At 74.9% G+C, this 26835-nt stretch carries 24 protein-coding genes; 6 read left to right on the top strand and 18 right to left on the bottom strand.

Features of this window, described 5'->3' with window-relative positions; genetic code table 11:
* From BJP59_RS19080 to hisC, 11 genes are all read right to left on the bottom strand, one after another.
* Positions 1-1461 carry an MFS transporter gene (locus BJP59_RS19080; protein WP_194521766.1) on the bottom strand — a complete coding sequence of 487 codons (1461 nt, stop codon included), beginning with the start codon at positions 1459-1461 and terminating at the stop codon, positions 1-3.
* Between the two features lie 145 nt (positions 1462-1606).
* Complete coding sequence (locus BJP59_RS19075) at positions 1607-2308, bottom strand: DUF6766 family protein (RefSeq protein WP_076403851.1); 702 nt, start codon at positions 2306-2308, stop codon at positions 1607-1609.
* A gap of 85 nt (positions 2309-2393) precedes the next feature.
* On the bottom strand, positions 2394-2777 hold the full coding sequence (locus BJP59_RS19070) for a hypothetical protein (RefSeq protein ID WP_194521765.1): 384 nt from the start codon (positions 2775-2777) through the stop codon (positions 2394-2396).
* A gap of 252 nt (positions 2778-3029) precedes the next feature.
* Positions 3030-4574, bottom strand: a complete 1545-nt coding sequence (locus tag BJP59_RS19065; protein ID WP_194521764.1) for a dihydrolipoamide acetyltransferase family protein — start codon at positions 4572-4574, stop codon at positions 3030-3032.
* 56 nt (positions 4575-4630) lie between these two features.
* Positions 4631-5623 carry an alpha-ketoacid dehydrogenase subunit beta gene (locus tag BJP59_RS19060; protein WP_194521763.1) on the bottom strand — a complete coding sequence of 331 codons (993 nt, stop codon included), beginning with the start codon at positions 5621-5623 and terminating at the stop codon, positions 4631-4633.
* Positions 5620-6798 carry a pyruvate dehydrogenase (acetyl-transferring) E1 component subunit alpha gene (gene pdhA / locus BJP59_RS19055; protein ID WP_205688631.1) on the bottom strand — a complete coding sequence of 393 codons (1179 nt, stop codon included), beginning with the start codon at positions 6796-6798 and terminating at the stop codon, positions 5620-5622. Before pdhA ends, BJP59_RS19060 begins: the two co-directional genes overlap by 4 nt.
* 249 nt (positions 6799-7047) lie before the next feature.
* Positions 7048-7314, bottom strand: coding sequence for a DUF805 domain-containing protein (locus tag BJP59_RS19050; RefSeq protein WP_021482356.1), 267 nt, complete (start codon positions 7312-7314; stop codon positions 7048-7050).
* A 57-nt stretch (positions 7315-7371) separates the two neighbouring features.
* Positions 7372-8067, bottom strand: coding sequence for an ABC transporter ATP-binding protein (locus tag BJP59_RS19045; RefSeq protein ID WP_228485188.1), 696 nt, complete (start codon positions 8065-8067; stop codon positions 7372-7374).
* Between the two features lie 10 nt (positions 8068-8077).
* Entirely contained in the window at positions 8078-10123 is a 2046-nt protein-coding gene (locus tag BJP59_RS19040) for a hypothetical protein (protein ID WP_194521762.1), read from the bottom strand.
* Positions 10124-10183: 60 nt separating this feature from the next.
* The gene (locus BJP59_RS19035; RefSeq protein ID WP_194521761.1) at positions 10184-10474 is read right to left on the bottom strand and encodes a lactococcin 972 family bacteriocin; all 291 of its coding nucleotides are present in this window, start codon (positions 10472-10474) and stop codon (positions 10184-10186) included.
* Between the two features lie 120 nt (positions 10475-10594).
* Positions 10595-11674, bottom strand: coding sequence for a histidinol-phosphate transaminase (gene hisC / locus BJP59_RS19030; protein ID WP_194521760.1), 1080 nt, complete (start codon positions 11672-11674; stop codon positions 10595-10597).
* Between the two features lie 103 nt (positions 11675-11777).
* On the opposite strand from hisC, the gene BJP59_RS19025 reads away from it, so the two are divergent.
* A complete protein-coding gene (locus BJP59_RS19025; protein ID WP_021483630.1) occupies positions 11778-12167 on the top strand; it encodes a phage holin family protein in 390 nt (129 codons plus the stop codon).
* A 70-nt stretch (positions 12168-12237) separates the two neighbouring features.
* Here the strand turns inward: BJP59_RS19025 and BJP59_RS19020 are convergent, their stop codons facing one another.
* Together BJP59_RS19020 and BJP59_RS19015 are read right to left on the bottom strand one after the other, a co-directional pair.
* Positions 12238-13872, bottom strand: coding sequence for a PGAP1-like alpha/beta domain-containing protein (locus BJP59_RS19020; RefSeq protein WP_194521759.1), 1635 nt, complete (start codon positions 13870-13872; stop codon positions 12238-12240).
* Positions 13869-14186 (bottom strand): hypothetical protein, encoded by a 318-nt coding sequence (locus BJP59_RS19015; RefSeq protein ID WP_194521758.1) that lies wholly within the window; start codon positions 14184-14186, stop codon positions 13869-13871. The genes BJP59_RS19020 and BJP59_RS19015 overlap by 4 nt, the downstream gene beginning before the upstream one ends.
* A gap of 170 nt (positions 14187-14356) precedes the next feature.
* Here BJP59_RS19015 and purB point away from each other — a divergent pair, with 170 nt between their 5' ends.
* Positions 14357-15844 carry an adenylosuccinate lyase gene (gene purB, locus BJP59_RS19010; protein WP_194521757.1) on the top strand — a complete coding sequence of 496 codons (1488 nt, stop codon included), beginning with the start codon at positions 14357-14359 and terminating at the stop codon, positions 15842-15844.
* Between the two features lie 101 nt (positions 15845-15945).
* On the opposite strand, the gene BJP59_RS19005 is transcribed toward purB, so the two are convergent.
* From BJP59_RS19005 to BJP59_RS18995, 3 genes are read right to left on the bottom strand one after another with little or no spacing between them, the layout of a single operon-like run.
* Positions 15946-17040 (bottom strand): hypothetical protein, encoded by a 1095-nt coding sequence (locus BJP59_RS19005; RefSeq protein ID WP_194521756.1) that lies wholly within the window; start codon positions 17038-17040, stop codon positions 15946-15948.
* Between the two features lie 5 nt (positions 17041-17045).
* Positions 17046-18155, bottom strand: coding sequence for a hypothetical protein (locus BJP59_RS19000; protein ID WP_194521755.1), 1110 nt, complete (start codon positions 18153-18155; stop codon positions 17046-17048).
* On the bottom strand, positions 18152-18565 hold the full coding sequence (locus tag BJP59_RS18995; protein WP_194521754.1) for a PadR family transcriptional regulator: 414 nt from the start codon (positions 18563-18565) through the stop codon (positions 18152-18154). The genes BJP59_RS19000 and BJP59_RS18995 overlap by 4 nt, the downstream gene beginning before the upstream one ends.
* A gap of 236 nt (positions 18566-18801) precedes the next feature.
* On the opposite strand from BJP59_RS18995, the gene BJP59_RS18990 reads away from it, so the two are divergent.
* The 3 genes from BJP59_RS18990 to BJP59_RS18980 all read left to right on the top strand — a co-directional run bounded on the left by BJP59_RS18990 (position 18802) and on the right by BJP59_RS18980 (position 22984).
* Positions 18802-20439 carry a glycoside hydrolase family 10 protein gene (locus tag BJP59_RS18990; protein ID WP_194521753.1) on the top strand — a complete coding sequence of 546 codons (1638 nt, stop codon included), beginning with the start codon at positions 18802-18804 and terminating at the stop codon, positions 20437-20439.
* Between the two features lie 157 nt (positions 20440-20596).
* Entirely contained in the window at positions 20597-21064 is a 468-nt protein-coding gene (locus tag BJP59_RS18985; protein ID WP_228485187.1) for an NUDIX hydrolase, read from the top strand.
* 126 nt (positions 21065-21190) lie between these two features.
* Complete coding sequence (locus tag BJP59_RS18980; protein ID WP_194521752.1) at positions 21191-22984, top strand: hypothetical protein; 1794 nt, start codon at positions 21191-21193, stop codon at positions 22982-22984.
* Between the two features lie 37 nt (positions 22985-23021).
* On the opposite strand, the gene BJP59_RS20255 is transcribed toward BJP59_RS18980, so the two are convergent.
* Positions 23022-24272 carry an SH3 domain-containing protein gene (locus BJP59_RS20255; RefSeq protein ID WP_194521751.1) on the bottom strand — a complete coding sequence of 417 codons (1251 nt, stop codon included), beginning with the start codon at positions 24270-24272 and terminating at the stop codon, positions 23022-23024.
* A 177-nt stretch (positions 24273-24449) separates the two neighbouring features.
* Between BJP59_RS20255 and BJP59_RS18970 the strand changes: the two genes are divergently transcribed.
* Complete coding sequence (locus BJP59_RS18970) at positions 24450-25817, top strand: CoA transferase (RefSeq protein WP_194521750.1); 1368 nt, start codon at positions 24450-24452, stop codon at positions 25815-25817.
* 15 nt (positions 25818-25832) lie between these two features.
* Here BJP59_RS18970 and BJP59_RS18965 read toward each other — a convergent pair whose 3' ends face one another.
* Entirely contained in the window at positions 25833-26768 is a 936-nt protein-coding gene (locus BJP59_RS18965) for a Ppx/GppA phosphatase family protein (protein WP_076403882.1), read from the bottom strand.
* Positions 26769-26835: the final 67 nt, after the last annotated feature.

The following is a 26835-nucleotide window of genomic DNA, read 5'->3' as shown; positions in this document are numbered from 1 at the left end:
TCAGATCCCGGCCGCCGCGAGGGCCGAGCCCTTGCGCAGGTAGACCGCCCACGCGACGACCGCCATCACCGCGTACATCCCCACGAACGTCCACAGGGCGGGGACGAGCGAGCCCGAGAGGCTCGTCGACGCGGCGAACCCGCGCGGGATGAGGAACCCGCCGAACGCGCCGACGGCGCCCGCGATCCCGATGCACCCGGCCGCGGCCTGGCGGGCGCGGACCCGGGCCGCGGCGAGGGCTGCGGGGTCGCTCGCCGTCGGGCCGTCGAGGGCCTGCGCCGCGCTCGCCTGGAAGACGGCCGGGATCATCCGGTAGGTCGAGCCGTTGCCGACGCCCGTCGCCACGAACAGGACGAGGAACGACGCGAAGAAGAGGCCGAAGCTGTGCGTCTCCAGCGCCCGGATCGCGCCGACCGCGCCGAGCGCCATGACCCCGTACGACGCGATCGTCACGCGCGTGCCGCCCAGGCGGTCCGCGACGATGCCGCCCAGCGGCCGGGACACCGAGCCGACCAGCGCGCCGAGGAACGCGATCGAGAGCGTGACCTCCGGGAACTGGCCCGCGAGGAGCGTCGGGAACGCACCGGCGTAGCCGATGAACGACCCGAACGTCCCGATGTAGAGGAACGAGATGATCCACGTGTGCCGGTTCCGCGTCGCGACGGCGAACGACCGCGGGTCCGCCTTCGCCGTGGCGAGGTTGTCCATGAACCGCCACGCGAGGAACGCCGCGAGCAGGATGAACGGGATCATCATGAGGCCCGCGCGCTCGAGCGCGACACCCGCCCCGGCGACGATGACGAGCGGCACCGCGAGCTGCACGACCGCCGTCCCCAGGTTGCCGCCCGCGGCGTTGAGGCCCAGCGCCTTGCCCTTCTCCCGCTCCGGGTAGAAGAACGAGATGTTCGCCATCGAGGACGCGAAGTTGCCGCCGCCGAAGCCGGCGAGCGCCGCGACGGCCAGCATCACGCCGAACGACGTGCCGGGGTCCTGCACGACGACCGCGAGCGCCGCCGTCGGGAGCAGCAGGAGGAGGGCGGACACGACCGTCCAGTTGCGCCCGCCGAAGAGGGGCACGGCGAACGTGTACGGGATGCGCAGCGTCGCGCCGACGAGGCTCGGGACGGCGATGAGCCAGAACTGCTGGTCCACGGTGAAGGTGAACCCGGCGGCGGGGAGTTGCGGCACGACGATCGACCACAGCGCCCAGACCGCGAAGCCGAGGAACTCCGCGAACACCGAGATCCCCAGGTTGCGGGTCGCGACCCGGCGGCCGCCGTCGCGCCAGAACGTGGGGTCCTCCGGGTCCCAGCGGTCGATCCACCGCCCGGAGCGGCGGTGCGGCGTCCTCGGTGGTGCCGGGGCGAGTCCCGGGGCGGGCGGCGTCGCGGGCGCGACGCCGGACGGGCGGGCTGCGGACTGCTCACCCTCGTGGGTGGTGGGGCTCGTGGGCGCGGACATGGCGGCTCCTTCAGCAGGTCCCGGTCAGTGACCAGGACGCTAGGAACGCCGTGTTTCCCCCGCGCGCGACCCCCGTTAAGCCCGTGTGAGGTCTTCCGCACACCCGCTCGGCGGCCGCTGTGAGCGGCCGTCCGTGCGGTCGCCGTCAGCCCTCGACGCCGGTCGCCTCGTGGGACGAGCCCACCGGCTTGGACTCGGGCGACCCGCGCTCGCGCAGGTAGATCGCGAGCACGACCATGCTGAGGACGGCCAGCATCTCGGACTGCCAGTTCTGGAACGTGCGGCTCCAGAAGTCCGGCATGGACAGGTACTCCGTCCACGGCACGGGGTCCTGGAGGTCGCGCAGCTGCTCCTCGCTGAACGCGACCGCACCCGCCGCCGACTGCGCGGCCCACGACCCGAGGAAGATCGCGCCCATGACGAGCGACAGGGAGCGCGAGTAGACGGCGAGCCGCCAGCCCCGGGCGCGGGCCCACGCCGGGGAGTCGGCGGTCGCGTGCTCGCCGACCTTCTGGTCCTCGTCGGACTCGCGGCCCGCCTGGTCGAGCTTCTTCGACTCGGGCGAGCCCCGCTGCACGAACCACACCGTCGCGGTGATGAAGAGGAGGAACTGCAGGTACTCGGACTGCCAGTTCTCCGTGACGTCGACCCAGAACGCCGACGACAGCACGTACTGGCCGAACGTCACCGGGTCGAGGCCCGCCGCCCGCTGGTCGGTGTTGAAGACGGCGACGCCGCTCACGGCCTGCGCGACGAGCGACGCGAGGAACGCGAGCGCGAAGAAGAGGCTCAGCGAGCTCGCGCGCAGGCCACCGAGGACGCCGCCCTTCCCGCTGCCGGCGCTCATCGGTGCACCGCCGCCAGCACGACCGTGACCGCGAGGCCCGCGACGACGAGCACGAGCGTGGCCCAGAACATCAGCCGTGGGACCCTCATGCCTCCACCTCGCAGTCGTAGGGGCGGTCGTCGCGGGGCGTGCAGCCCGCCGCGGTGACCACCCACGCGTCACCGGAGAGCGCGAGGAAGACGGTGTCGGTCGCCGTCACGACCTGCGCCTGACGTCCCGCGACGTGGACGTCCTCGACGACGACGGCGGGTCCGGCCGCGGCCAGCCCGGCGAGCGGGCCGTCCGGCGCGGTGACGACGTCCGCGCACGGCTCGCCCTCGTCGGCGGCGAGCGCGTCGGCGGCGTCGGGCAGGATCAGGGCGCACGCCGCGTCACCGTCCCCCGTGGCGAGCGCGCCCGCGAGGTCCTCGACGACGTCCTGCGCCTCCGCCGCGCCGGGTCCCGCGCACCCTGCGAGCGTGGCGGTCACGAGCGCGAGGGCCGCGAGCCCGACGCCCGGACCCGTCCGTGACCGCCGACCAGCACTCCCGAGCACACGACCCTCCCGTGGCGACGCCGCGCCGGCCGTGTCGCCGGCGCTGAGCCTCATGCTCGCGGTTCTGGGTGCGCTCGCAAGCAGTGGCCCGGGCACGGTTCGGCACGGAGCGCGCCCGCCCGGCACCTCGAGGTGCCGAGCGGCGCAACGAGTGCCGACGCGCGTCCCGCGTGCCGACGGGTGGGCTCAGCCCCAGACGAGACCGCGCGCCGGGTCCTCGAGGATCCGCGCGACGTCGGCCAGCACGCGCGCGCCGAGCTCGCCGTCGACGAGGCGGTGGTCGAAGCTCAGCGCGAGCTGCGTGACCCAGCGCTTGCGGATCTTCCCCTTGTGGACCCAGGGCTGCTCGCGGATCGCGCCGAACGCGAGGATCGCGGCCTCGCCGGGGTTGAGGATGGGCGTGCCCGTGTCGATGCCGAACACCCCGACGTTGGTGATCGTGATCGTGCCGTCGGACATGTCGGTGGGCGACGTGCGCCCGGCCCGCGCGGTCGCGGTGAGGTCCGCGATCCCGCCGGCGAGGCCGTGCAGGTCGAGACGGTGCGCGTCCTTGATGTTCGGCACGACGAGCCCGCGCGGCGTCGCCGCCGCGATCCCCAGGTTCACGTAGTGCTTGTAGACGATCTCCTGCGCGACGTCGTCCCAGCTCGCGTTGATCTCCGGGTGGCGGCGCACCGCGAGGAGCAGCGCCTTGGCGGTGACGAGCAGGGGCGTGACGCGCACGTCCGCGAACTCGCGGTCCTCCCGCAGCGTGCGGACGAGCTTCATGGTGCGGGTGACGTCGACCGTGTGGAACACCGTGACGTGGGGAGCGGTGAACGCGCTCGTGACCATCGCCTCGGCCGTGCGCTTGCGCACCGACTTCACGGGCACGCGCGTCTGGCGGCCGTCGGCCGTGACGGCGCCCGTCGCGAGCCACGGCTGGTCGTCGTCGGCGTACGTCGCGAGCGGCTGCGCCTTCGCCTGCTCGTGGTAGGCCTGCACGTCCTCGCGCGTGACGATCCCGCCCGGGCCGGTGCCCGCGACGCTCGCCAGGTCGACGCCCAGGTCCTTCGCGAGCTTGCGCACCGGCGGCTTGGCCAGCACCGGCAGGGTCGCGTGCCCGACGGCGGCCGGCGCGCTCGCCCGCGGGGCGGGGGCGGGTGCCGGGGCCGGGGCCGACGGCGCGGTGCTCGCCGCCAGGGCCGTCCGGTCCAGGGTCGCCGGGCCGGGGCGGTCGGTCGTGCCGGGCCGTGCGGCCCCGGCTCCGGTGGGCTCAGCGGGCGCGGCAGCGGTGGGCGCGGCGGCGGGCTCGGCCGCGCGGCGCCGACGTCGGGCCGTGCCCGGCTCGACGGTGCCGTACCCGACGAGCACCGAGCCGGACCCCTCGCTCGCGGCGGGGGTCGCGTCGCCGGTGCCCGCCTGCGGCGACGCAGCCGCTGCGGGCGCGTCCGCGCCGTCGGGCACGACGCCGGCCGGTGCGGTCGGCGCCGGGGCGGTGCCGCCCGGGTCGGTGTCCACGACGATGATCGGCACGCCGACCTCGACCGTCGTGCCCTCGGGCGTGAGGATCTCCGTGACGACGCCCGTGTACGGCGAGGGCAGCTCGACGAGCGACTTCGCCGTCTCGATCTCGACGATCGTCTGGTTGACCGTGACGGCGTCGCCGACGGCGACGTGCCAGTGCACGATCTCGGCCTCGGTGAGGCCCTCGCCCGCGTCGGGGAGGTTGAACTTCTCGAAGGTGGGCACTGCGTGGTCCTCCTGGTGGTCCCGGTCGGCGCTGTCGAGGTCGCGGCGGACGCGCGTCAGAACGCGAACGCGCGGTCGACGGCGTCGAGCACGCGGTCGAGGCTCGGCAGGTAGTCGTGCTCGATCTTCGCGACGGGGTACGGCGTGTGGAAGCCGCCGACGCGCAGCACGGGCGCCTCGAGCGAGTAGAAGCACTCCTCGGTCACGCGGGCCGCGACCTCGGCGCCCGAGCCGAGGTAGGTGGGGGCCTCGTGCACGACGACGCAGCGTCCTGTCCGACGGACGGACTCGACGACGGTCGCGGTGTCGAGCGGCGAGATGCTGCGCAGGTCCACGACCTCGATGCTGCGGCCCTCCTGCTCGGCCGCCGCGGCGACGCGGAGCGCGGTCGCGACGGTCGGCCCGTAGGCGACGAGCGTGAGGTCCGCGCCGGGGCGGACGACGCGTGCCCGGTCGAGCACGGTCGCGCCCTCGCCGCGGCCCGCGACGTCGACCGGCCCCTTCTCCCAGTAGCGGCCCTTGGGCTCGAAGAAGAGCACCGGGTCCGGCGAGGCGACGGCCTCCTGGATCATCGTGTACGCGTCCTGCGGCGTGGACGGCGACACGACGCGCAGGCCTGCCGTGTGCGCGAACAGCGCCTCGGGGCTCTCGCTGTGGTGCTCGACCGCACCGATCCCGCCGCCGTACGGCACGCGGATCACGACGGGCACCTGGAGCTTCCCGCCCGAGCGGTAGCCCATCTTCGCGAGCTGCGTCGTGATCTGGTCGTACGCGGGGAAGATGAACCCGTCGAACTGGATCTCGCACACCGGCCGGTAGCCGCGCAGCGCGAGACCGATCGCGGTGCCGAGGATGCCGGACTCCGCGAGCGGCGTGTCGACGACGCGGTCCTCGCCGAAGTCCTTCTGCAGGCCGTCCGTCACCCGGAAGACGCCGCCGAGCGCGCCGATGTCCTCACCCATGAGCAGGACCTTGGGGTCGTTCTCCAGCGACCGGCGCAGCCCTTCGTTGATCGCGCGGGCCAGGGTCAGGGTCTTGCTGTCGCTCATCGCGCCACCTCCGCGGTCGGCTCCTCGAAGGACTGCTGGTAGTCGGCGAACCACGCCTTCTCGCGCTCGACCACGGCGTTCGGGGTCGCGTAGACGTGGTCGAACATGCTCGCCGGGTCCGGTGCGGCGAGCGCGCGGACCTCCTCGCGCAGCCGCTCGCCCAGCGCGTCGGCCTCGGCGGCCAGGTCGGCGGCGAACGCGTCGTCCCACGCGTCCTCGGCGCGGAGCAGGTTCTCGAGCCGGTCGATCGGGTCCCGACGGCGCCAGTAGTCCTCCTGGGCGCGCGACCGGTACTTCGTCGGGTCGTCGGACGTCGTGTGCGCGCCCATGCGGTAGGTGAACGCCTCGACGAACGTCGGGCCGCCGCCGGAGCGGGCGCGCTCGAGCGCCTCCGCGGTCACGGCGTAGCACGCGAGCACGTCGTTGCCGTCGACCCGCACGCTGGGGATGCCGAACCCGCCGCCGCGGCGGTAGAGCGGCACGCGGGTCTGCCGGGTCGTCGGCTCCGAGATCGCCCACTGGTTGTTCTGGCAGAAGAAGACGACCGGCGCGTTGTTCACGGCCGCGAAGACGAGCGCCTCGTTGACGTCGCCCTGCGACGTCGCGCCGTCGCCGAAGTACGTGACGACGGCCGCGTCGCGCTCCGGGTCGCCCGACCCGACGAGGCCGTCACGCTGGACGCCCATGGCGTACCCCGTCGCGTGCAGCGCGTGCGACCCGATGACGAGCGTGTACAGGTGGACGTTGTGCGCCGTCGGGTCCCACCCGCCGTGGTCCACGCCGCGGAAGAGGCGCAGGCGTGCCGTCGGGTCGATGCCGCGCACGTGCGAGACGCCGTGCTCGCGGTACGACGGGAAGACGTAGTCCTGGGGGGCGAGCGCGCGGCCGGAGCCGATCTGCGCGGCCTCCTGGCCCTTCGCCTGCGCGAACAGGCCGAGCTCGCCCTGGCGCTGGAGCGACGTCGCCTCGTCGTCGAAACGGCGCGTGAGCACCATGTCGCGGTAGAGCCCGCGCAGCGCCGCGGCGTCGAGGTGGGCGACGCGCTCGCGGTAGCCGTCGGTCTCCGGGGTCGTGACGCGGGCGCCCGCAGGTGTCACGAGCTGGAGCAGGGGTGCGTCGTCGGGACCGCCCGCGACGTCGGGGAGGTCGGGGTGCGTGCTCGCAGCGTCCCGCACGCCGGTTCTCGCGTCGTTCTCGGTCACGCGACTCTCCTTCGGTGCGGCCCGGCCGTGCAGCCGGCCCGCTCGGGGGCAGGAGGCGCCCGATAGAGGGCGCCGTCGGAACCTACGTCTCCGTAGCCTACGCAAGCGTAGGCTACGACCCCGTAGGTAGCGCCTCCGACGTGTCGCCCAACGTCCGTCACGACCGGCTGTAGAGAACCTCCAATCCCCACCGGCGCACCCCCGGTACCAGGAGGGCTGCCCCTACCGCGGGTAGACGCCGCCCGAGCGCAGCGCGTCGCGCTCGCGCAGGACCGGCCAGCGCGAGAACGCGAACACGAGGAACATGACGACGTTGAGGATCGGCACGAGGCCCACGAGCACCCACCAGCCGGAGTAGCCGGCCTTCTGGATGATCCGGACGTAGGCGATGAAGAAGATCACCGCCACCGCGATGTAGACGACCAGGGCCGCGCCCCCGAAGAGCCAGCCGTAGTCGTCGACGAACTGGTCGTACTCCTGGTTGTCCATGCCGCGAGTCTTCTCGCGTGACCAGGACCCGGCAACCGCGCCGCCGTCGCCCGCCCGCTACGGCGTGCCGTCGTCGTCCGCGCCGACGAGCGCGCGGGCCACGTGCTGGGTCGAGACGCCGAGCTCGAGGACGGTGTCGCAGGCCTGCTCGACGCGCGGGTTGTGCGTCGCGACGACCACGGCACGCCCCTCGTCCGCGAGCTCGCGCAGGAGCCCGACGATCGCGTCGGCGTTCCCCTCGTCGAGCGCCCCCGTGGGCTCGTCGGCGAGCACGACGCGCGGCCGCTTCAGGAGCAGCCGCGCCACGGCGACGCGCTGCTGCTCGCCGCCCGACAGCTCGTAGACGGCCGCGCGCTCGTAGCCGCCGAGCCCCACGCGCTCGAGCACCTCCTCGCGCCGGCGCGCGCGGTCCGCCCGCCGGACGCCCCGGCTCACGAACGCGACGTCGAGGTTCGCCGCGACCGTCGCGTTGTCGATGAGCGCGTAGTTCTGGAACAGGTACCCGAGCTCGTCCCGTCGGAACAGGCGTCGCCCGTGCGGGCTCAGCGCGGTGACGTCGCGGCCGTCCACGAACAGCGTCCCCGCGTCCAGCCGGTCGAGCAGGCCCACGCAGTTGAGCAGCGTCGTCTTCCCCGAGCCGCTCGACCCCACGAGGCCCGCCATCGTGCCTGCCTCCACGCTCAGCGTGAGGCCCGTCCAGACCGTCCGCGCCCCGTAGAACTTGGCCGCACCCACGACCTCGATCATCGCCATCCCCCTTCGTTCAGCTGTCACTGGATCGCGTCCGCAGGAGCCTGCGCTGAGCCACCGCGAGCGCGGTCACCAGCAGGGCGGACGACACGAGGCACACCGCCACCGCGACGAGCGGCTCCGCTCCCCCGAGCAGCCGCGGCGCGGCGGCCGCGACGACGGCGCCGAGGGCCGGCGGCGTGCGCGGCGGGTTCGCCGCCACGTACGCGACGAGCAGCGCCGCCGAGGCGGCCTCGGCGAGGAACGCCGCGCGGTACCGCGCGGCGAACGACCACCCCGCGATGTAGCGGACGAACACGCTCTGCGCGTACCGCCGCGTGTACGCGCTCGACACGACGACCGCGGTGAGGAGCACGACGCCGGCCGCCGCCGCGATGTTCGCGAGCCCGAGCCGGAAGCTCCGGACGAGCTTCTGGTACTCCTCGGCCGCGGCGTCGGCGATCGGCGTGACCGAGAGGACGTAGTCGCGGATGCCCGCCGCGCGGCTCTCCTCCAGCACGTACGCCGGGTCGAGGAAGACGACGTCCCCCGTCGAGGTGTACGCGCCGTACCCGTCGGCGCTCACGACCTCCGAGGCCGGGTCCACGACGAGCACGACCGGCTCGTCCACGAGCGGCGACGCGCTCGGGTCCGCGGCGTTGCCGTAGTCGAACAGCGTGCTGCCCTCGGCGAGCGGCGCACCGCGCTCGACGGCGCACGTCGCACCGAAGTAGTCCGCCCACGAGCCGACGGCGGCCACGACGTCGCCCTGCTGGTCCGCCCGCAGCGTGGCGGGCAGGTGGATCGTGAGGCACGACCCCGGCGCCGGGGCGAGCCGCGACCCGGCCGCGTCGCGGACGTCCTGCTCCTCCAGGTACGAGGGGCTGACGAGGAGGACCGGCTGGTCCTCGGGCGCGACCGTCACCGTGCCGAACGCCGAGACGGGCTGCCGCGCGGCGAGCACCGCCTCACGGTCGTCGAGGGCCCGCACGACGACCTCGCCGAGGCGCTGCGCGAACTCGCCCGCCCGGGCCTGGTCGTCGCCGCCCACGCCCACGGAGGTCGCGCCGCCCGCGCTCTGCCAGGCGGAGCGGGCGGCCTGCTGGCCCGCGATGAGCTGGCCCGCGTGCACGGCGGAGAAGATCGACGCGACGAGGATGACGAGAGCGCAGAACCGCACGCCGAACGCGGCGGGGACGACCCAGGCCCCCACGGACTCGCCCTTGATCGCGGCCGCGAGCGGGATGCGCTGCGCGGCGGCCGTCGAGACGGCGTGGGCCGTCACGGTGACGAGCAGCAGCCCGGCGAGGACGGCGCCGGCCAGGCCGAGGAACGTCGTCGCCTGCGCGAACCCGTTGTAGGCGCCGAGCACGATCGCGCACACGACGGCGGCCACACCCAGGTGGAGGGCGAGGCGTCGGCCGATCGGGGCGAGGTCGCGCCGCAGGATGCTGGAGAACGGCGCGCCCTGGAGGCGCTGGACCGCGTACGCCCGGGCGTTGAGGAGGGCGCCGCACCCCGCGAGGAGCACGACGGCGACCGCCGCGATGGCGTAGCCCGCCGGGATCGGCGTGCCCGCGAGGTAGCGGTGCCACGAGAGGATCGTCGGGTAGGAGTCGGCCGACGTCGTCACCCCGGCCTCCCGCAGCGCGGCGGCCAGCGCCTCAGCCTCCGCCGTGCCGCACGAGAGCCCGTAGGAGCCCACCGGGCTCGTGGCCCCGAGCTCGGCACCGGGGTGCACCTGCGTGGTGACGCCGCGGCTGAAGTCGGCGACGCCGTGGTCGAGCCACCGCCCGCCCGGGTCGGCCGAGCCGTCACCGAGGACCGAGAGGTGCCGCGTCGAGACGTCGGTGAGGTCGAAGGTCACCTTGGCGACGGTGCAGTCGCGGGAGGTCGCGAAGGTCGCGATCGTGCCGTACGCCTCGGCGCTCGACGCGGTCGTGCCGAGGGAGTCGACGCGGAGCTGGGCGTCGAACCCGCGGACCGCGAACTCGCTGTACGCCTGCACCGTGAAGAAGGCGAGGAAGAGACTGACGACCACCGCGAGCGCGTAGGCCAGGCTGAGGCTTCTGTTCGGCATGGAGGCTCCGCGCCGGACCGGGCAGGGGCGGCACGGCGCCGCCCCTGCCCTGCGTCCGTGCTACGCGCACGTGCGCCAGTAGGCGTGGTCCACGCGCATGGGCCAGTCCTTGGCGTGCACCTTCGCCCAGACCCCGGGCTTGATGTTGGTCACCCGGTAGAGCTTCCCGTTGTGCACGGACGCGCCGTGGCACTGGGTGTTGTGCAGGTAGTGCGAGTAGATCGCCCCCGCACTGGTCCCGTAGTTCCAGATCCCGCCGCCCACGAGCTGCGAGCCGGCGAACGCCGCCGCCGGTGTGAAGGCCAGGACCCCGGCGACCATCGCCGTCGTCAGTACTCGACCAAACCTCATATCTCCCCCTTCGGAAGTGATTGCTACGTAAAAGTAGCAATCCGGAGACGCGAGCACCAGGGGTTCGGTCGAACTGGGGAAGTTCCGTTGCCGGAACGCAGAGGGGCTGTCGAGGTAGGGCTACAGCCAGGTCGCGCTGACGCGCAGGAAGAGGTCGGTCGCCTCGGGCTCGCCCACGCTCACGCGCAGGCCCTCGCCCGCGAACGGGCGCACGATCGCGCCGGCAGCACGCGCCTCCTCGGCGCGCTGGGCCGTGCGCTCCCCCAGGTCGAACCACACGAAGTTCGCCTGCGACTCCGGCAGGGACCAGCCCTGGTCGCGCAGACCCTCGACGAGGCGGGTGCGGTCCGCCACGAGGTGCTCGACCCGCTGCAGGAGCTCGTCCCGCGCCCCGAGCGACGCGATCGCGGCCCGCTGCGCCACGTGCGAGACCCCGAACGGCGTGGAGACGGCACGGATGCCCGCCGCCAGGCGTGGACGCGCGACGGCGTACCCGACGCGCAGGCCCGCGAGCCCGTACGCCTTGGAGAACGTGCGCAGCAGCACGACGTTCGGGTGCTGCGCGTACACCGCGAGACCGTCGGGGGCCTCCGGGTCGCGCACGAACTCGAGGTACGCCTCGTCGAGCACCACGAGCACGTCCGACGGCACCGCAGCGAGGAACGTCTCGAGCTCGTCGCGGTGCACCGCCGGACCGGTCGGGTTGTTGGGCGTGCACACCATGACGACGCGCGTGCGCTCGGTGACCGCCGCAGCCATCGCGGGCAGGTCGAGGCGCCCACGGTGCTCCCCCGTCAGGAGCGGGACCCGCACCGACGTGCCGCCCGCGACCGCGACCGCGATGGGGTACGCCTCGAACGAGCGCCACGGGTAGACGACCTCGTCGCCCGGCTCGACGACCGCCTGGAGGACGTGCGCGAGCACCGCGACCGAGCCGTTGCCCACGACGACCTCGTCGGCCCCCACCCCGAGGTCCGCCGCGAGCGCCTCGGTGAGCTCGGTCGCGTACATGTCCGGGTAGCGGTTCGCGTCCGCCGCGGCGTCGGCGATCGCCGCCACGACCGAGGGCAGGGGCGGGTACGGGTTCTCGTTCGAGGAGAGCTTGAACGCCGCCGCACCCGGGGCGACGCGCGCCCCCGGGACGTAGGCCGGCAGGGCGGCGACGGCAGGACGCAGCGGGACGCGGGGTTCGTGGGCCACGGTCCTCGATCATGCCACCCGTGCACCGCGGTCCGTGGCGGACGACGGCGCGCCACGCGCGGCGCCCGTGCCGCACGACCGCCCGGATGGCAGGATGCCGGGTATGAGCTTCGTCGTCCGCGTCCTCATCACCGGTCTCGCGATCTGGCTCACGAGCCTGTTCATGGACGAGCACTTCCAGATCGTCGGCTCCGACACGGCCGGCGGCAAGGTCGTGATCGTCCTCGTCGTGGCGCTGCTCTACTCGCTCGTGAACGCGGTGATCAAGCCGATCGTGCAGGTCCTCTCGATCCCGCTCTACATCCTCACGCTGGGGCTGTTCTCGCTCGTCGTCAACGCGCTCATGCTCATGCTCACCGCGTGGATCACCGAGCAGACGGACTGGGGCATCCGCATCATCGGCGGGTTCTGGTGGGCGCTGCTCGCGGCCCTCATCATCGCCGTGATCAACTTCCTCGTCTCGGCCGTCGTGCCGAAGGCCCAGGACCGCTGACCCGAGCGCTCCACCGCGCGCGCCGCCGCCCGCCCTCCCGACCGGCCCGCCGGGAGACGGCACCGGGCCGTCACCGCGCATCCTCCTCGCCACCACCCGTCCCGGCGCCCCCGGGCGTGCCCGTGCCGCCGAGCGTGCCGAGGGACGGGCCCGGCGCCGTCACGACGCCGTCCGGAGCCGGCCACGGGGGCCACGGCGGCCTCGGCACCGCGAGCTCACCGACGCAGAACATCGTCTCGGGGTCCGGGACGAGACGCGCCTCGTAGACGAGCGGGTCCTCCGCCTCGCCGTCGAGCCAGTGCTCCACGTCGGCGAGGTGCTCCTCGAGGCCGCGGTCGCCCACCTCGACCGCGGCGTCGAGCACGTCCTGGTGGTAGCCGACGGAGTGCGGCACGTCGAGCGGCGGCCCGCCGCCGGGCGCGGAGACGGTACCGGTCACCGTCACGCGCTCGGGCGTCGCCGGGTTCGGCTTCCCGTCGAGGCCGGAGACCCCCTCCCCGCTGGTCTCGAGGTGCGTGGCGCGCACGCCGGGCGGGAGGCCGTGCCCCCCGACCGGTGACCCGGCGGTCACGACGTGGCGCACCTGGTAGGTCCCGACCGTCGCCGCCGCGATCGTGGCCGCGACCATGCCGCCCTGGCTGTGCCCGACGAGCACGACGTCGTCCTCGGGCTCGATGCCCGACTGGTCCATCGCGTCGAGCACCGCCCGTACGCTGTCCGCCCGCGCGCGCTGGGACTCGTCGTCGGACATGAGGTCGTAGTTGGACGTCATGTTCCACACCGTCCGGAGGTTGCCGGGCTGGGTGCCCGGGATCGCGACGACCCACGTGGGTGTCCCGCCGTCCTTGACGATGCGCTGGACGCTCAGCACCGAGTCCGTGCTCCCGAGCGCCGCCACGGCGCCGAGGGCTGACCGCGTGTCCGTGGGGGTCGGCAGGTCGTAGGGCGCCGCGTCGACCCGCCGCACCTCCGGGTCGGGCAGGAACCGGTCGCGCAGCGGCTGGACGGACGCCCGCAGCACCGCCGCCGCGTTCCCGACCGTCGGCACGGCGTACCAGGGGCGGTCCGGGTCGAGCATGCCGATCGTGCGACCCAGCGCGCGGACGGTCGCGGGGTGCAGCGCCTCGCCCGTCGTGACGAGCCGACCGAGAGCGGGTCCTCCGTGCAGCAGGGACTGCGCGAGCCCGGCGAGGCCTTGCGCGACGATCATCCCGAGCCCGGCGGCGCCCGCCCCCGCCAGCCCGTAGTGCCGTCCCGCGACGACCAGCGCGGTGTCGGACCACCCGGCGGCGGCCGCGGCTTCCGCGTCGTCGTACACCCGGACCGCCTGGTGCAGCCGCCCGGCGAGCCCGCGCAGCCGCAGCTCCTCCTGCCCGGTGAGCAGGGCCGCCGCGTCGAGGTCGTCGAGGAGGGCCGCGCGCGCGGCCCGGACCTCCGCCGACCAGAACGGCGTCGTCGTCAGGTTCGCGCCCGCGGCCGCTCCGAGCGGCTCGGCCGGGACGAGCCGCCCGGCGAACGCCGTCGGCGTGGCGGTCGTGACCTCCACCGCGTGCCGCGCGTCCCGAAGCGCCCCTGCCGCTCCCGCCAGGAGGTCCGCCCGGGCCGCGAGCACCGCGGCCTGCGCGACGACCCCCGCCGTCTCGACGACCGTCGGCTCCGTCCCGCCACGGATCACGACGGACGGGCCGGGCGGCGACCCGCTCACGAGCCTCCTCCCGAGGCGAGTCCCGTAGCGAGCCCCGCCCGCAGGCTCGTGACGTCGGCCTCCGCGAGCACGGTGAGCGCGTCCAGCCGCACGAGGCACGTCCCGAGCGTCTCGTCGAGGCGGAGCAGGGCGGCCCGACCCTCCGCCGTCGCGTCGTCGTACGCGTGCCGCGCCTGCCCGGCCCACGGGAGATCGGGGGTCTCCAGGGCGGCGCCGGCGCGCGCGGCGTCGTCGGTCGCAGTGCGGACCTGGTCGCGGGCACGGGTGATCCCGAAGGGTGCGGCGAGGCACGGCGGTGGTGGCGGGGTCGGCATGGCGGCGACCGTACGGAGCCCCGTCGGCCGACGGCGCGGCAGGTCGCCAGGCTGTGGACCGAACCCTCGCGCCCGGACGCTGGGGACGGCCACGGGCCGCGCGACGGCTCCGTTGCCCGGACTGCGGGCGGCACCGACCGCCGTCGGGCACGCGTGGGAGAATCAGGGGCGTGCCCGAGAACCCTGCCGCAGCCGCCCCTGCCCGCGTGAGCCTCGCCGAGGTGACCCCGCCGATCGCGCTCGGCCCGCTCGACGGCCGCTACCGCGCCGCGGTCGCCCCGCTCGTCGACCACCTCAGCGAGGCCGCGCTCAACCGCGAGCGCATCCACGTCGAGGTCGAGTGGCTCATCACGCTGTGCAACGGCGTCCAGGCGGTCGACGAGAACGCGGTCCGCCCGGTCGTGCCCGGCGCGCCCCAGCTCTCCGACGCCGAGGTCGCCTACCTGCGCCGCATCCCCGCGACGTTCGGTGGCGACGAGATCGCCGAGCTCGCCGCGATCGAGCGCGAGACGGTGCACGACGTCAAGGCGGTCGAGTACTTCGTCAAGCGCCGCCTCGCCGCGGCTCCCGACGCGCTGGGCCCCGACACGGTGCTGCCGGGCGTCGGGGAGCTCGTGCACTTCGCGTGCACGAGCGAGGACGTCAACAACCTGTCCTACGCGCTCATGGTGCGCGGCGCCGTCGAGCACGTGTGGCTGCCCGCCGCGACGACGCTCGCCGACCAGCTCGCGGACATGGCGCGCGAGCACGCCGACGTGCCGATGCTCTCGCGCACGCACGGCCAGCCCGCGACGCCGACGACGCTCGGCAAGGAGCTCGCCGTCCTCGCGCACCGGCTGCGCCGCCAGCTCCGCCGCGTCGGCGCGGCCGAGTACCTGGGCAAGCTCAACGGCGCGACGGGCACGTACGGCGCGCACACCGTCGCCGTCCCGGGCGTGGACTGGCCGTCGGTCTCGAAGCACTTCGTCGAGGGCCTCGGTCTCACGTGGAACCCGCTGACGACGCAGATCGAGTCGCACGACTGGCAGGCCGAGCTGTACGCGGACGTCGCGCGGTTCAACCGGATCCTCCACAACCTCGCGACCGACGTGTGGACGTACATCTCGCTCGGGTTCTTCACGCAGATCCCCGTGCCGGGCGCGACCGGGTCGTCGACCATGCCGCACAAGGTCAACCCGATCCGGTTCGAGAACGCCGAGGCGAACCTCGAGATCTCGTCCGCGCTGCTCGACACGCTCGGCGCGACGCTCGTGACGTCGCGCCTCCAGCGCGACCTCACGGACTCGACGACGCAGCGCAACGTCGGCCCCGCGTTCGGTCACTCGCTCCTCGCGATCGACAACGTGCGCCGCGGCCTGAAGGCCCTCGCCGCGAACGCCGACCTCATGGCGGCGGACCTCGACGAGAACTGGGAGGTGCTCGGCGAGCCCATCCAGTCGGCCATGCGCGCGGCGTCGGTCGCGGGCGTCCCCGGCATGGAGAACCCGTACGAGCGCCTCAAGGACCTCACGCGCGGCCAGCGCGTCGACGCCGCGCGGCTCCGCGAGTTCGTCGCGGGCCTCGGCCTGCCCGACGACGTCGCGCAGCGCCTCGCGGACCTCACTCCCGCGACGTACACGGGCCTAGCCTCCCGCCTCGTCGAGACCTACCTGGACTGACCGGCCGGTGCCGAGCACGGGGTCGGCGACCGAATCCTGGGGATCTCGGTCGCCGACCCCGTTCTCGTCCGCACGCACCGTCGTGGTCGACGGCGCCCGGGTCAGACGGCGGTCGGCTCGCCCGGGCGGGAGCCGCCCCGGCCCGGCACCCCTCCCGCGGCGGCGAGCTGGGCGCGGTGCGCCGCGCGCACCTCGGCGAGCTCGTCGAGGCGGTTGACGACCCAGGTCAGGACGAGTGTCGCGGCGGCCGCGAGCGCGAGCAGCCAGAGCACGTTGCCGAGGTCCGCGGTCTGGACGTTCACGGTCCCCGACCAGAAGAAGGTCGAGCGGCTCAGCACGCCTGCGAGAGCGAGACCGCCGAGCACCGGGACGGCCGGCCGCGTCCGGCGCCACAGCAGCGCGACGCCGAGGAGCAGGACGACCGGCGCAGCCAGCGCGGGAGGCGTCCACGGGCTCAGCGCGACCCCCGACCACCACGGCGCCCCGAAGCTCGCCGCGTCGGCAGCGGTCGCCGCGGCGAACCCGCCGAGGGCCAGAGCCATCGCCCCGAGGGTCGCCGCTCGGAGCGTCCACGGCTCAGGCCCGACCCGGCATGCCCGACGCGCGGCGAGCACGCCCGCGTAGACGAACACCGCCGCGACCCACGGCGCGTCGAGGTACGCCACATAGCTGCTCCCCGCGCCAAGCGAGACCGCGAGCCCACCCACCCCGGCGACGGCGGCGAGCACCGCGGCAGCGAGGCCGACGCGCTGCGCCCCGGCGAGCGTGAGGACCACCGCCGCGAGCCAGAGGGTCCACATCGACGCGGTCGGGACGGTCGTCAGGAGCGGTGCGTGCCCGCTCGGACCGAGCATGGCCCCGACGATCGCCGCGGCGAACGCGAGGACGCGCGCGGCCATGACCACGAGCACGGCGGGCAGGACCACGAGCAGGAGCCCCGTCGCCGCGCGCCGCTGCCGCGGGGACGAGCCCAGCGGCGCGAGCAGCCACTCGCGCGCGGCGGCGCGCAGCAGGTCCCACCGCTCGGCCTGCGTCGGCCGCGACTGCCCGGGCCGCGCGCCGTCGACCAGGTGCCCGAGCATCTCGGCCTCGTGCGCCCGCCGGTAGGTGTACGGAAAGAGACGCAGCAGCCGCCGGTAGTCCCGCACGAGGACCGGCGCCACCGGCAGGAGCGGGTCCGCGGGCGATGCCGCCACCCCGGTCACGCGGCAGCCGCCGTGCCGTCGGCCGCCGCCGCCAGGAACGCGCGGTGCGCGGCGCGGGCGGCGGCGAGCTCGTCGAGACGGTTGACGACCCAGCGGGTCGCGAGGGTCAGCGCCGCCGAGATCCCGACCACCCCCAGGACGTTGCCGAGGTTCACGGCCGTCGTGTCGAGCGCGCCGGACCAGAAGACGTCCGACCGGCTCAGGGTCATGGCCAGGAGCGCGCCGCCGAGGACGGGAGCGGCCTGCCGGACCGGGCGGACGAGCACGAGCAGCGCCACGGTGCTCAACCAGAGCACCACGACGGCGTTGGCCGAGAAGAAGGAGTTCGGCGCCACCCAGACGTGCTCCTGCGAGACCGCCGACGCATCGCCCCGTGCCGAGAGCGCGAGTGCGGCCGCCGTCATCCAGAACGCCACCGCTCCCGCTCGCGCGCCGAAGACGGGCGCCTCCTGCCGTGCCCGCGCGACGAGGGTCAGGAGGAAGGCCACGAGGACGACGACCCAGCCGACCGCCTGGAACGCGACGAACGCCCGTTCCGCCGAGACGAGAGCCCCGACGGCCACGACTCCCGCCGTCGCGGCGAGCGCGGCGAGCACGAGCGCCGTCCGCCGTGCTCCCACGGCGACGGCGACGAGCGCGGAGAGCCACGCCAGCCAGGCCGGCGCGAGGGGCACCGCGACCAGTGCCGCCACGGTCGCCAGCAGCACCGGGGAGGAGAGCGACCCGAGCACCTCGCGCGCCGAGTCGTCGGTCACCGCGTGGACGGCGCGCACGAGGTCGTACGCCGCGGGGACCGCGAGGACGGCGGTCAGCACGACCAGCACGACCACCGCAGCCGAGGCGCGCTGGCGCTCCGTCGGGCCCAGCGGCGCGAGCAGCCACTCGCGCGCGGCGGCGCGCAGCAGGTCCCACCGCTCGGCCCGCGTCGGCCGGGACTGCCCGGGCCGTGCGCCGTCGACCAGGTGCCCGAGCATCTCGGCCTCGTGCGCCCGCCGGTAGGTGTACGGAAAGAGACGCAGCAGCCGCCGGTAGTCCCGCACGAGGACCGGCGCCACGAGCACCGAGCCGGCGGCGTCCGTGTCGTGGTGGCCGTCGTGGCCGCTCATGCCGGCACCGCCCCGCCGTCGACGACTCCCCCGCCGATGCCCCGCGCGGGCCGGGCCGCGGTGCGGTCGCCCGCCGGGGCGGCCGTGCGGCGTCGGGCACCGAGACGTTCGAGCGCGCGGCGCGCCTGCGCCTCGGCGCGCTCGGCCTCGGCGGCGAGGCGCGAGCCGCCCTCGGCGGTGAGCCGGTAGTACCGGCGCAGCCGCGAGTCGACGACCTCCTCGTGGTCGACCTCGACGAGCCCGGCGGCGACGAGCCGGTCGATCGCGCCGTAGAGCGTGCCGGCGCGCAGGGTCACGCGCCCGTCGGAGCTGGACTCGACGTCCTGCGCGATGCCGTACCCGTGCAGCGGCCCGGCGGCGAGCGCGGACAGCACGAGGAACGCGGGTTCCTGGAGCGGTTTCGATGCCATGGCGGCGACCATACTCTCGCCGCGAAGGTATGCGCAGGACCCGCACCGCACGGCGCGTCGCGGCCCGCGGGGCACCGGCAGGAGAGTCCACCTGGCGACCCGCACCGCGCCGGGCGCGGGAGCGTCGACGAGCCCACGCTCGGCGCCGCCGCCCGGGAGCGCGTGGCGCAAACCTTCACAGACAAGATGTTCTGTGAAACTATCTGCCACATACTCGACGACCCGGAGGATCAGCAATGACGCTCGACGGCTCCCCCACGTCCCCCGCCTCGGCCCCGGCCGGCGTCGGACGACGACAGTTCCTCACCCTCGCCACGGCGGGCGTCGCGGCGAGCACGCTCACCGTGACGGTCGGCTCGCTCACCCCGGCCGCCGCGCTCACCGCGCCCGGCACGACCCACGCCGCACCGACCACGGCCCCGGCGCCCCGCAAGCGCGAGCTGCGCGCGATGTGGATCTCGAGCGTCGTGAACATCGACTGGCCGTCGGCGTCCGGGCTCTCGGCGGAGCAGCAGAAGGCCGAGCTCCTCGGCTGGCTCGACGTCGCGCGCGACTTCCGTCTCAACGCCGTGTTCGTCCAGGTCCGCCCGACGGCCGACGCGTTCTGGCCCAGCCCCTACGAGCCGTGGTCGCAGTACCTCACGGGCGTGCAGGGCCAGGACCCCGGCTACGACCCCCTCGCGTTCGTCGTCGAGGAGTGCCACCGGCGCAACCTGGAGATCCACGCCTGGTACAACCCGTACCGCGTGTCGATGCAGGCCGACCCGGCGCGGCTCGTCCCCGAGCACCCCGCGCGGCAGCACCCGGAGTGGGTGTGGGCCTACGGGGGCAAGCTCTACTTCGACCCGGGCCTGCCCGCGGCGCAGGAGCACATCAAGAACGCGATCCTGCACAGCGTCGAGAACTACGACATCGACGGCGTGCACTTCGACGACTACTTCTACCCGTACGCCGTCGCGGGCGAGACGATCCCGGACGCCGCGACCTTCGCGACCCACGGCGCCGGCTTCGACCGGGTCGAGGACTGGCGGCGCCACAACGTCGACACGTTCGTGCAGTCCATCTCGCAGCGCATCAAGCAGGCGAAGCCGTGGGTCAAGTTCGGCATCAGCCCGTTCGGCATCTGGCGCAACGCCTCGACGGACCCGCGCGGCTCGCAGACGGGCGGCTCCCAGTCGTACGACATGCAGTTCGCCGACACGCGCAAGTGGGTCCTCGAGGGCTGGCTCGACTACATCAACCCGCAGATCTACTGGCAGCTCGGGCTCGCCGTCGCGGACTACGCGAAGCTCGTCCCGTGGTGGGCCGACGTCGCCGCGCAGTCCGGCACGCACCTGTACATCGGCGAGGCGCTGTACAAGGTGACGTCGGGCGTCTTCGCGGACCCGGCCGAGCTGTCGAACCACCTGACGTTCTGCCAGGAGCAGGAGCACCCGGTGCGCGGCAACGTCTACTTCTCGGCCAAGCACGTCCCGGCCGACCCGCAGGGCTCGATGACGCGCGTGCGCGACGACCACTACCGGTACCCGGCGCTCGTCCCGGCCATGCCGCACCTCCCGGGCACGAAGGTCCGCACCCCCGTGCTCGCGTGGGCCGGCTGGCGCGACGACGGCGTCCGCGTGCACTGGACCGACGCCGGCGGCCGCCGGTTCGCGGCGACGTCGTTCGCGATCTACCGTGCCGACGGGTGGGTGCAGCACGTGGACACCGAGAACCCGGCGCACCTCGTCGCGACGCAGCGGGCCGAGGGCCGGGTGGTCCAGGACTTCCTCGACCCGACCGCCGTGCGCGGGCGCCGGTACACGTACGCCGTGACCGCGCTCGACCGCGTCTGGAACGAGTCCGCACCGAGCAGGGTCCGCTGGTCGGTGTGACGATCGTCGTGCCGGGCCTCGGCCCGGCACGATCGCCCTTCGCCGGAACTGGGGCCGCGCGAGGGGCAGGCCCGACGGCGCGTGGTTCGCTGGGTGCGCCACGCGCCGTCGGGGTTTCCCGGCCCCGCCGTGGGTGCCGGGTGGCACAGTGGGACGCGTGAGCACGCCCGACCTGCGCCCCGCCGACCCCGCGACCGCCGGAGCGTCGGCCCCGCCGTCCGACCTCCCGCCCCTGCGCACCGTCGGGTGGGTGAACGTCCGTGACGGACGCCTGCTCGCGGTGCGGACGACCGGGAAGGACCGCTTCTTCATGCCGGGCGGCAAGGTCGAGCCCGGCGAGACGGACACCGAGGCGCTGGTGCGCGAGATCCACGAGGAGCTCGGCGTGCGCCTGGACCCGGGGACGGTCCGGCCCGCGTTCGTCGCCGAGGCCCCGGGGCACGGGCTGGGCGGGCGCGTCGTGCGGATGCACTGCCTGTACGCCGAGCCGCTGCCCGGGTCTCCCGAGCCGGCGCCGAACGCCGAGATCGCCGAGCTCGCGTGGCTCACGCCGGCCGACGCGGACCGCGTCCCGCCCGCCGGCCGCATCGTCCTCGAACGCCTCGCGGACGTCCTCTCGGCCTGACCGCGCGCCCCCAGGCAGGCCGCTCGGACGCGGCATGGGGACCTCGCCCCATGGGCACCCCGAGACGCGGGGGCGCCCGTCCACGTACGCTCCGGAAGCACGATCCGCCGCGACAGAGGGACGACCATGGGGTTCTACGGTGCCGACATCGGCGAGCTGCGCAGGCTCGCGCAGAGCCTGACGACGGCGTCGGAGTCGCTCGAGACGACGCGCGCCGGCCTCCAGTCCACGGTGAGCGGAGCCCGCTGGGCCGGTCCGGACGGCGACGAGCTGCGCGGCCGCTGGACCTCCGAGCTCGGCCCCGCGCTCGCCGCGGCCGCGGCGACGCTGCGCGACGCTGCCGACAAGGTGCGCACGAACGCCGACCAGCAGGAGAGCGCCAGCTCCGACGGCACGGGCGGGGGTGCCGGCGGGGCTGGCGGGTCGGGCGGGTCCGGGTCGGGGTCCGGCGGCTCGGGCTCCGGAGGGTCGGGCGACGGCGGCCCGGGCGAGAGCGGCGACGGCCCCGGCGGCCCGACGGTCTCGGTGAAGGGCAGCCAGAGCGGCGGCTCCGACAACGGCGGCCTCGGGAGCCCCGCGACGGAGGGCACGGACTCGAAGGTCGGCTTCGGCGTCTCCCACGACCCGGACAGCGGCGAGACGACGTACTCCGGCAGCGGGTCGCTCGCCGACTGGTTCAAGACGACCGACGGCTCCAAGGTCTCGTTCGGTGTCAACGGCGGCGCCGAGTACACGGTCGGGGAGAAGTCGGAGGACGGCTTCACCACCTACACGTCGAAGTCGGACGTCTCGATCGGCGTCGAGGGCGGCGTCTCGAAGGGCGGCACGGGCGTCAGCGGCGGGTACACGACCGGCGTCACGTCCGAGTACACCCTGAAGATGCCCGACGGCACCGACGTCGACCCCGGGTCCGTCAACCCGTTCGACCCGCGGAGCATGCCGGTCGGATCCTCCGTGACGATGGACGGCGGGAGCTACTCCAAGACCGAGCTCGACGCCGCGTTCCGGCACATCGCGCTGGAGTCGTCCGTCAAGGACTCCGAGGGCGTGAGCAGCCTCATCGAGCGCACGGGCGACGACACGGTCCGTGTCACCGCGGGCCCGACGGAGGCGATCGCGAACCACGCGGGCCTCGGCCTCGACTTCGACGCGGTCAAGGTCATGCTCGGCAACACGACGTCGCTCGACGGCGCGTCCCTGCGCAGCGCCGAGTTCGACCTGTCGACGCCCGAGGGCCAGGCCGCCTACGACACCTACCTCGTCACCGGCGAGATCCCCGGGGACCCGTCGACCGGGATCTCCGGCACGACGACCATCGAGCGCGTCAACTACGACTCGACGTCGACCGTCGGCTTCGACACGCCCGTCGGCGGGGCCGAGTGGCAGATCGGCCAGAACACCGGGTCGCTCGTCGCGACGACCTACCCCGACGGCAGCACCGAGCAGCTCATGACCGCGACGTACGGCGACCGGGGCGACTTCCGCCTGTCGCAGTCGTTCGACGCCTCCGGCACGGAGGACCTCTCGGCGCGCACGTACTCGTTCGACGTCACGGCCGACGACATGTCGTCGCAGTACTTCAACACGCGCGACTTCTCCGGCTTCTCGCCGTCCGGCGAGGTGTCGCCCGGCCAGCAGGTGACGATGACGCTCACCGAGTCGCAGATGAACCGCCTCGCCGACAGCGTGCGGACCGCCGTCGAGAACGACGCCCTCGGCATGCAGACGCGGGCCGTCGTCACCGACTACGACATGAAGCCGCTCTCGGACCCGTACCAGCTCGCCACGAGCCTGGCCCGAGCGGCCGACTCCGACCTGGACCTCGTCATGATGATCAGCGAGATCAACGCCGCGGGCGACGGCTCGGTCACGGACCGCTCCGCCGCCCGGTTCCCCGGAACGGTGACGCCGGGGGGCTGACGCCGCGCCGCCCGGAGGGGCGCGGCGCCGGGTCGCCTCAGCGGGGCTTTTGCGCCGAGAGGTACGCGGTCGAGACGAAGCCCGTCCGGCCTCCGGCGGTCACCTTGAGCCACCCCTTCGAGGCGGTGCCCGCGTGCGTCACCGCGGAGCCGCGCGCGAGCCGTGCGACGACCTTGGACGAGGTCGACGCCGACGCCCGCAGGTTGAGGCTCGACGCGGTGACGTACGACGTCGCGGCCTGGGGCGGTGCCGGGGCGGGCTTCGCGGGCGCCGCCGGTGCGCTCGTCGAGGTGTACTGGGCGGAGACCCAGCCGGTCCGTCCGTTCGCGGTGACCTTGAGCCAGCCGCCCGAGGTCGACGCGACCGCGAGCTTCGTGCCCTTCGGGAGGCGTGCGACCACGGCCGAGGACGTCGTCGCCGACGCCCGCAGGTTGAGCGACGCGGCCGTGACGTACCGCGTCGCCGGCTGGGGCGCCGACGGCTTCGGCGCCGGCTGGGGTGCCGGCGGCTTCGTCACCGGGGGCGTGCTGACCGGCGCGGGCTTCGTCGGCCCGATGCTCGCGGCCGGGACCCAGCCCGTCGTCCGCCCCGACGTGACCCGACGCCACGTGCCGCTCTCGTCCCCGGGCTTGCCGACGACGGCCGCCCCGCGCGCGACGCGGGCGACGACGGCGCCGGTGCCCGCCCCGGCGCGCACGTCCACGGCGGCGTTCGTGTAGTAGGTGCACGACGTCGCGGTCGACCGGGCGGCCACGCGTGTCGCGTCGCGCCCGAGGTCGACGCCCTTGCCCTTGAGGTAGGCGAGCGGGTCGGTGTGCGACGCGCCCGACCCGTAGGTGCCGTTCCAGACCTCCAGGTGCAGGTGCGGCGAGGTGGAGATGCCGGTGGAGCCGACGTCGGCGATGCGCTGGCCGGCCTTGACCGTCTGCCCGGCCTTGACGTACTTGTCGCCGTCGATGACGTGCCCGTAGACGCTCGAGACCGTCTTCCCGCCGATGGTGTGCCGCAGGACGACCCACTGCCCAAACCCGCTGACGCTGCCCGCGCGGAGGACGGTGCCGTCGGCGATCGCGTTGATCCGCGTGCCGGAGGTCGCGCCGAGGTCCTGCCCGAGGTGCCAGGTCGACGCGCTGGCGACCGGCATGCAGCGCGGGCCGTAGTAGGAGGAGACCGAGTAGGTGCGCGCCCCCAGCGGCGCCACGACGGCGGCCGCCGCGCTCGCGCTCGGGGCGACGAGCAGCCCGCCGAGCCCCGTGGCGAGCGCCGTCGCCATCGCCACGCTCGCCACGCCCGACCAGCGCCTCGCGTTCCGAACCATCCCCTGCCCCCTGAAAAGAAATCAGACATACCCGGCGTGTCGGGTTGACACGCCTCAGGAACGGTAAGGCCAGTCCGCGGGGACCGCCAGATGGACGACCGTCCAACAGCGACCCGGGCTCGACGAGGCGGGGCGTACCGTCGTGCCATGACCGTCGGGACGGGACGCGCGGACGACGACCTCCTCGCTGCGACGCTGCCCGTGCTCGGCCTCGCGCTCGCGTCGGTCGCGGCCGTGCGCGACGCCGCGGCGCGGGCGGGCGGGTTCGACCCCGGACCGGGCCCGGACCCCGACCGCGTCGCGGCGGCGTTCGCGAGCGACCGGCTGCTGCGGGTCGACGGCGCTCCGGTGGACGGGTTCGCGCCGCTGTCCGGCTTCTTCCGCGCGGCGGACGGCTGGGTCCGCACGCACGCGAACTACTCGCACCACCGCGCGCGGCTGCTCGCGCTCCTCGACCTGCCCGCCGCGGTCGCGGACCACCCGTCCCGGGACGACGTCGCGACGGCGCTCGCCGCGCGGTCGGCGCAGGAGGTCGAGGACCTCGCGGCCTCGGTCGGCGCGGTCGCCGTGCGCGTGCGCTCCGCGGCCGAGTGGCGCGCGTCCGCGCCGGGCCGGGCCGCGGCGTCGGGCCCTCCCGTGCGGACCGCGGTGCGCGACGACGCCGCTCCCCCGCGCCCGCTCGCCCCCGGCCCCCGGCCGCTCGCCGGCCTCCGGGTCCTGGACCTGACCCGCGTCATCGCCGGGCCCGTCGCGACCCGGACGCTCGCGCTGCTCGGCGCGGACGTCCTGCGCGTCGACCCGCCGGGCCTGCCCGAGATCGAGGTCCAGCACCTCGACACGGGGCAGGGCAAGCGGTCCGCGCTGCTCGACCTCGCGACCCCCGACGGCCGGGCCCGGGCCCAGGAGCTCCTCGACGCCGCCGACGTCCTCGTGACGGGCTACCGCCCGGGCGCGGTCGAGGCGTTCGGCCTGCGCCTGCCGGGCGGCGCGGTGCACGCGCGCGTCAGCGCGTGGGGCGACGACGGCCCGTGGGCCCCGCGGCGCGGCTTCGACTCGATCGTGCAGGCGGCCAGCGGGATCGCGCTCGTGGAGGGCACGCGGGACGGGACCGTGGGCGACGCCTCGACCGCCGCGCCCGGCGCCCTGCCCGCCCAGGCGCTCGACCACGCGACGGGCTACCTCCTGGCCGCGGCCGTCGTGGACGCCCTCGTCGACCGCGCGGCCGACGGCCGCGGGCGCGACGTCGACGGCGCGCTCGCCCGCACCGCGCACGCGCTGCTCGTCGCCCCCGGGCGCGACCCCGCGCACGGGCCGCCGCGGACGCCGGGGGCGCGGTGCGTCGTCGAGCACCGGGTGCGCCTCGACGGCCGGGACGTCGAGGCGACGACGACCCGGCCCGCGCTCGACCGCCTCGCGGGCGAGCCCGTCGACGACTACCCGGCGCCGGCCCGGCCGTGGGGCACGGACGCGCCGCGGTGGGCGACCCCGCACGACGCGCCCGGAGCCGACGGCTGAGCGGGTCGCCGGATGTCAGGCGTGGTCGAGGCGGCGCAGGATCGCGCCCTCGCGCAGCGCCCACGGGCAGATCTCGACCTCGTCCACGCCGAGCGCGCGCATCGTCTCGACCGCGACCACCCCGCCCGCGACGATCTGGAACGTGCGCTCCGGCGTGATGCCCGGCAGCGCGGTGCGGCCCTCGGCCGTGATGCGCGCGAGCCGCGGCACCCAGTCCGCGAGCTGCGCGCGGCGCATCCGCCACCGGTCGTCGGGGCCGACCGCCTCGGTCTGCATGCCCGCGAGCCGCGCGAGCGAGCGAAAGGTCTTGGACGTCGCGACGACGTGGTCCGGGCGCGGGAGCCGGGCGAACCGCGCGACGGCGGGCGCGAGCGTCGTGCGCACGTGCTCCCGCAGCGCCTCGACGTGCTCGGGTGCGGGCGGGTCGTCGGGCAGGAAGGCCATGGTCATGCGCCCCGCGCCGAGCGGGAGGGACACGGCGAGATCGGGCTCCTCGTCGACGCCCGACGCGATCTCGAGCGACCCGCCGCCGATGTCGAGGACGAGCAGCCGGCCCGCGGCCCAGCCGTGCCAGCGGCGCGCGGCGAGGAACGTCAGGCGCGACTCGTCCTCGCCGGAGAGCACGTGGACCGGCTGCCCGACGCGCTCGCCGATCGCGGCGAGCACCTCGGGCCCGTTGGTCGCGTCCCGCAGCGCCGACGTCGCCATGGGCAGCATCTCGTCGACGGCCGACTCGCGCGCGAGCGCCATCGCGTCGTCGACGGCGGCGAGCATCGCCGCGACCCCTTCCGGGGACAGCGACCCGTCGGGCCGGAGGTAGCGCATGATGCGCACGACCGTGCGCGCCCCCGCGGCCTGCACGGGACGCGCCGCGTACGCAGCGTCGACGACGGCGAGGTGCACGGTGTTCGAGCCGATGTCGAGGACGCCCAGGCGCGTGGTGGTGCTCACGCGGCGAGCCTAGCGGCGCGGCGAGGGCCGCCGTCGGGCGTGCTGCCCGACGACGGCCCTCGTCCGG

The organism is Cellulosimicrobium sp. JZ28, from assembly GCF_015327065.1.
GTDB lineage: Bacteria > Actinomycetota > Actinomycetes > Actinomycetales > Cellulomonadaceae > Cellulosimicrobium > Cellulosimicrobium funkei.
This window is presented reverse-complemented; position numbering and strand designations above follow the sequence as displayed.

Coding starts and splice junctions, on each gene's coding strand:
- BJP59_RS19080 (WP_194521766.1), bottom strand. CDS start 1,461: ATGTCCGCGCCCACGAGCCCCACCACCCACGAGGGTGAGCAGTCCGCA.
- BJP59_RS19075 (WP_076403851.1), bottom strand. CDS start 2,308: ATGAGCGCCGGCAGCGGGAAGGGCGGCGTCCTCGGTGGCCTGCGCGCG.
- BJP59_RS19060 (WP_194521763.1), bottom strand. CDS start 5,623: ATGAGCGACAGCAAGACCCTGACCCTGGCCCGCGCGATCAACGAAGGG.
- BJP59_RS19050 (WP_021482356.1), bottom strand. CDS start 7,314: ATGGACAACCAGGAGTACGACCAGTTCGTCGACGACTACGGCTGGCTC.
- BJP59_RS19045 (WP_228485188.1), bottom strand. CDS start 8,067: ATGGCGATGATCGAGGTCGTGGGTGCGGCCAAGTTCTACGGGGCGCGG.
- BJP59_RS19040 (WP_194521762.1), bottom strand. CDS start 10,123: ATGCCGAACAGAAGCCTCAGCCTGGCCTACGCGCTCGCGGTGGTCGTC.
- BJP59_RS19035 (WP_194521761.1), bottom strand. CDS start 10,474: ATGAGGTTTGGTCGAGTACTGACGACGGCGATGGTCGCCGGGGTCCTG.
- BJP59_RS19025 (WP_021483630.1), top strand. CDS start 11,778: ATGAGCTTCGTCGTCCGCGTCCTCATCACCGGTCTCGCGATCTGGCTC.
- BJP59_RS19015 (WP_194521758.1), bottom strand. CDS start 14,186: ATGCCGACCCCGCCACCACCGCCGTGCCTCGCCGCACCCTTCGGGATC.
- BJP59_RS19000 (WP_194521755.1), bottom strand. CDS start 18,155: ATGAGCGGCCACGACGGCCACCACGACACGGACGCCGCCGGCTCGGTG.
- BJP59_RS18995 (WP_194521754.1), bottom strand. CDS start 18,565: ATGGCATCGAAACCGCTCCAGGAACCCGCGTTCCTCGTGCTGTCCGCG.
- BJP59_RS18990 (WP_194521753.1), top strand. CDS start 18,802: ATGACGCTCGACGGCTCCCCCACGTCCCCCGCCTCGGCCCCGGCCGGC.
- BJP59_RS18980 (WP_194521752.1), top strand. CDS start 21,191: ATGGGGTTCTACGGTGCCGACATCGGCGAGCTGCGCAGGCTCGCGCAG.
- BJP59_RS18970 (WP_194521750.1), top strand. CDS start 24,450: ATGACCGTCGGGACGGGACGCGCGGACGACGACCTCCTCGCTGCGACG.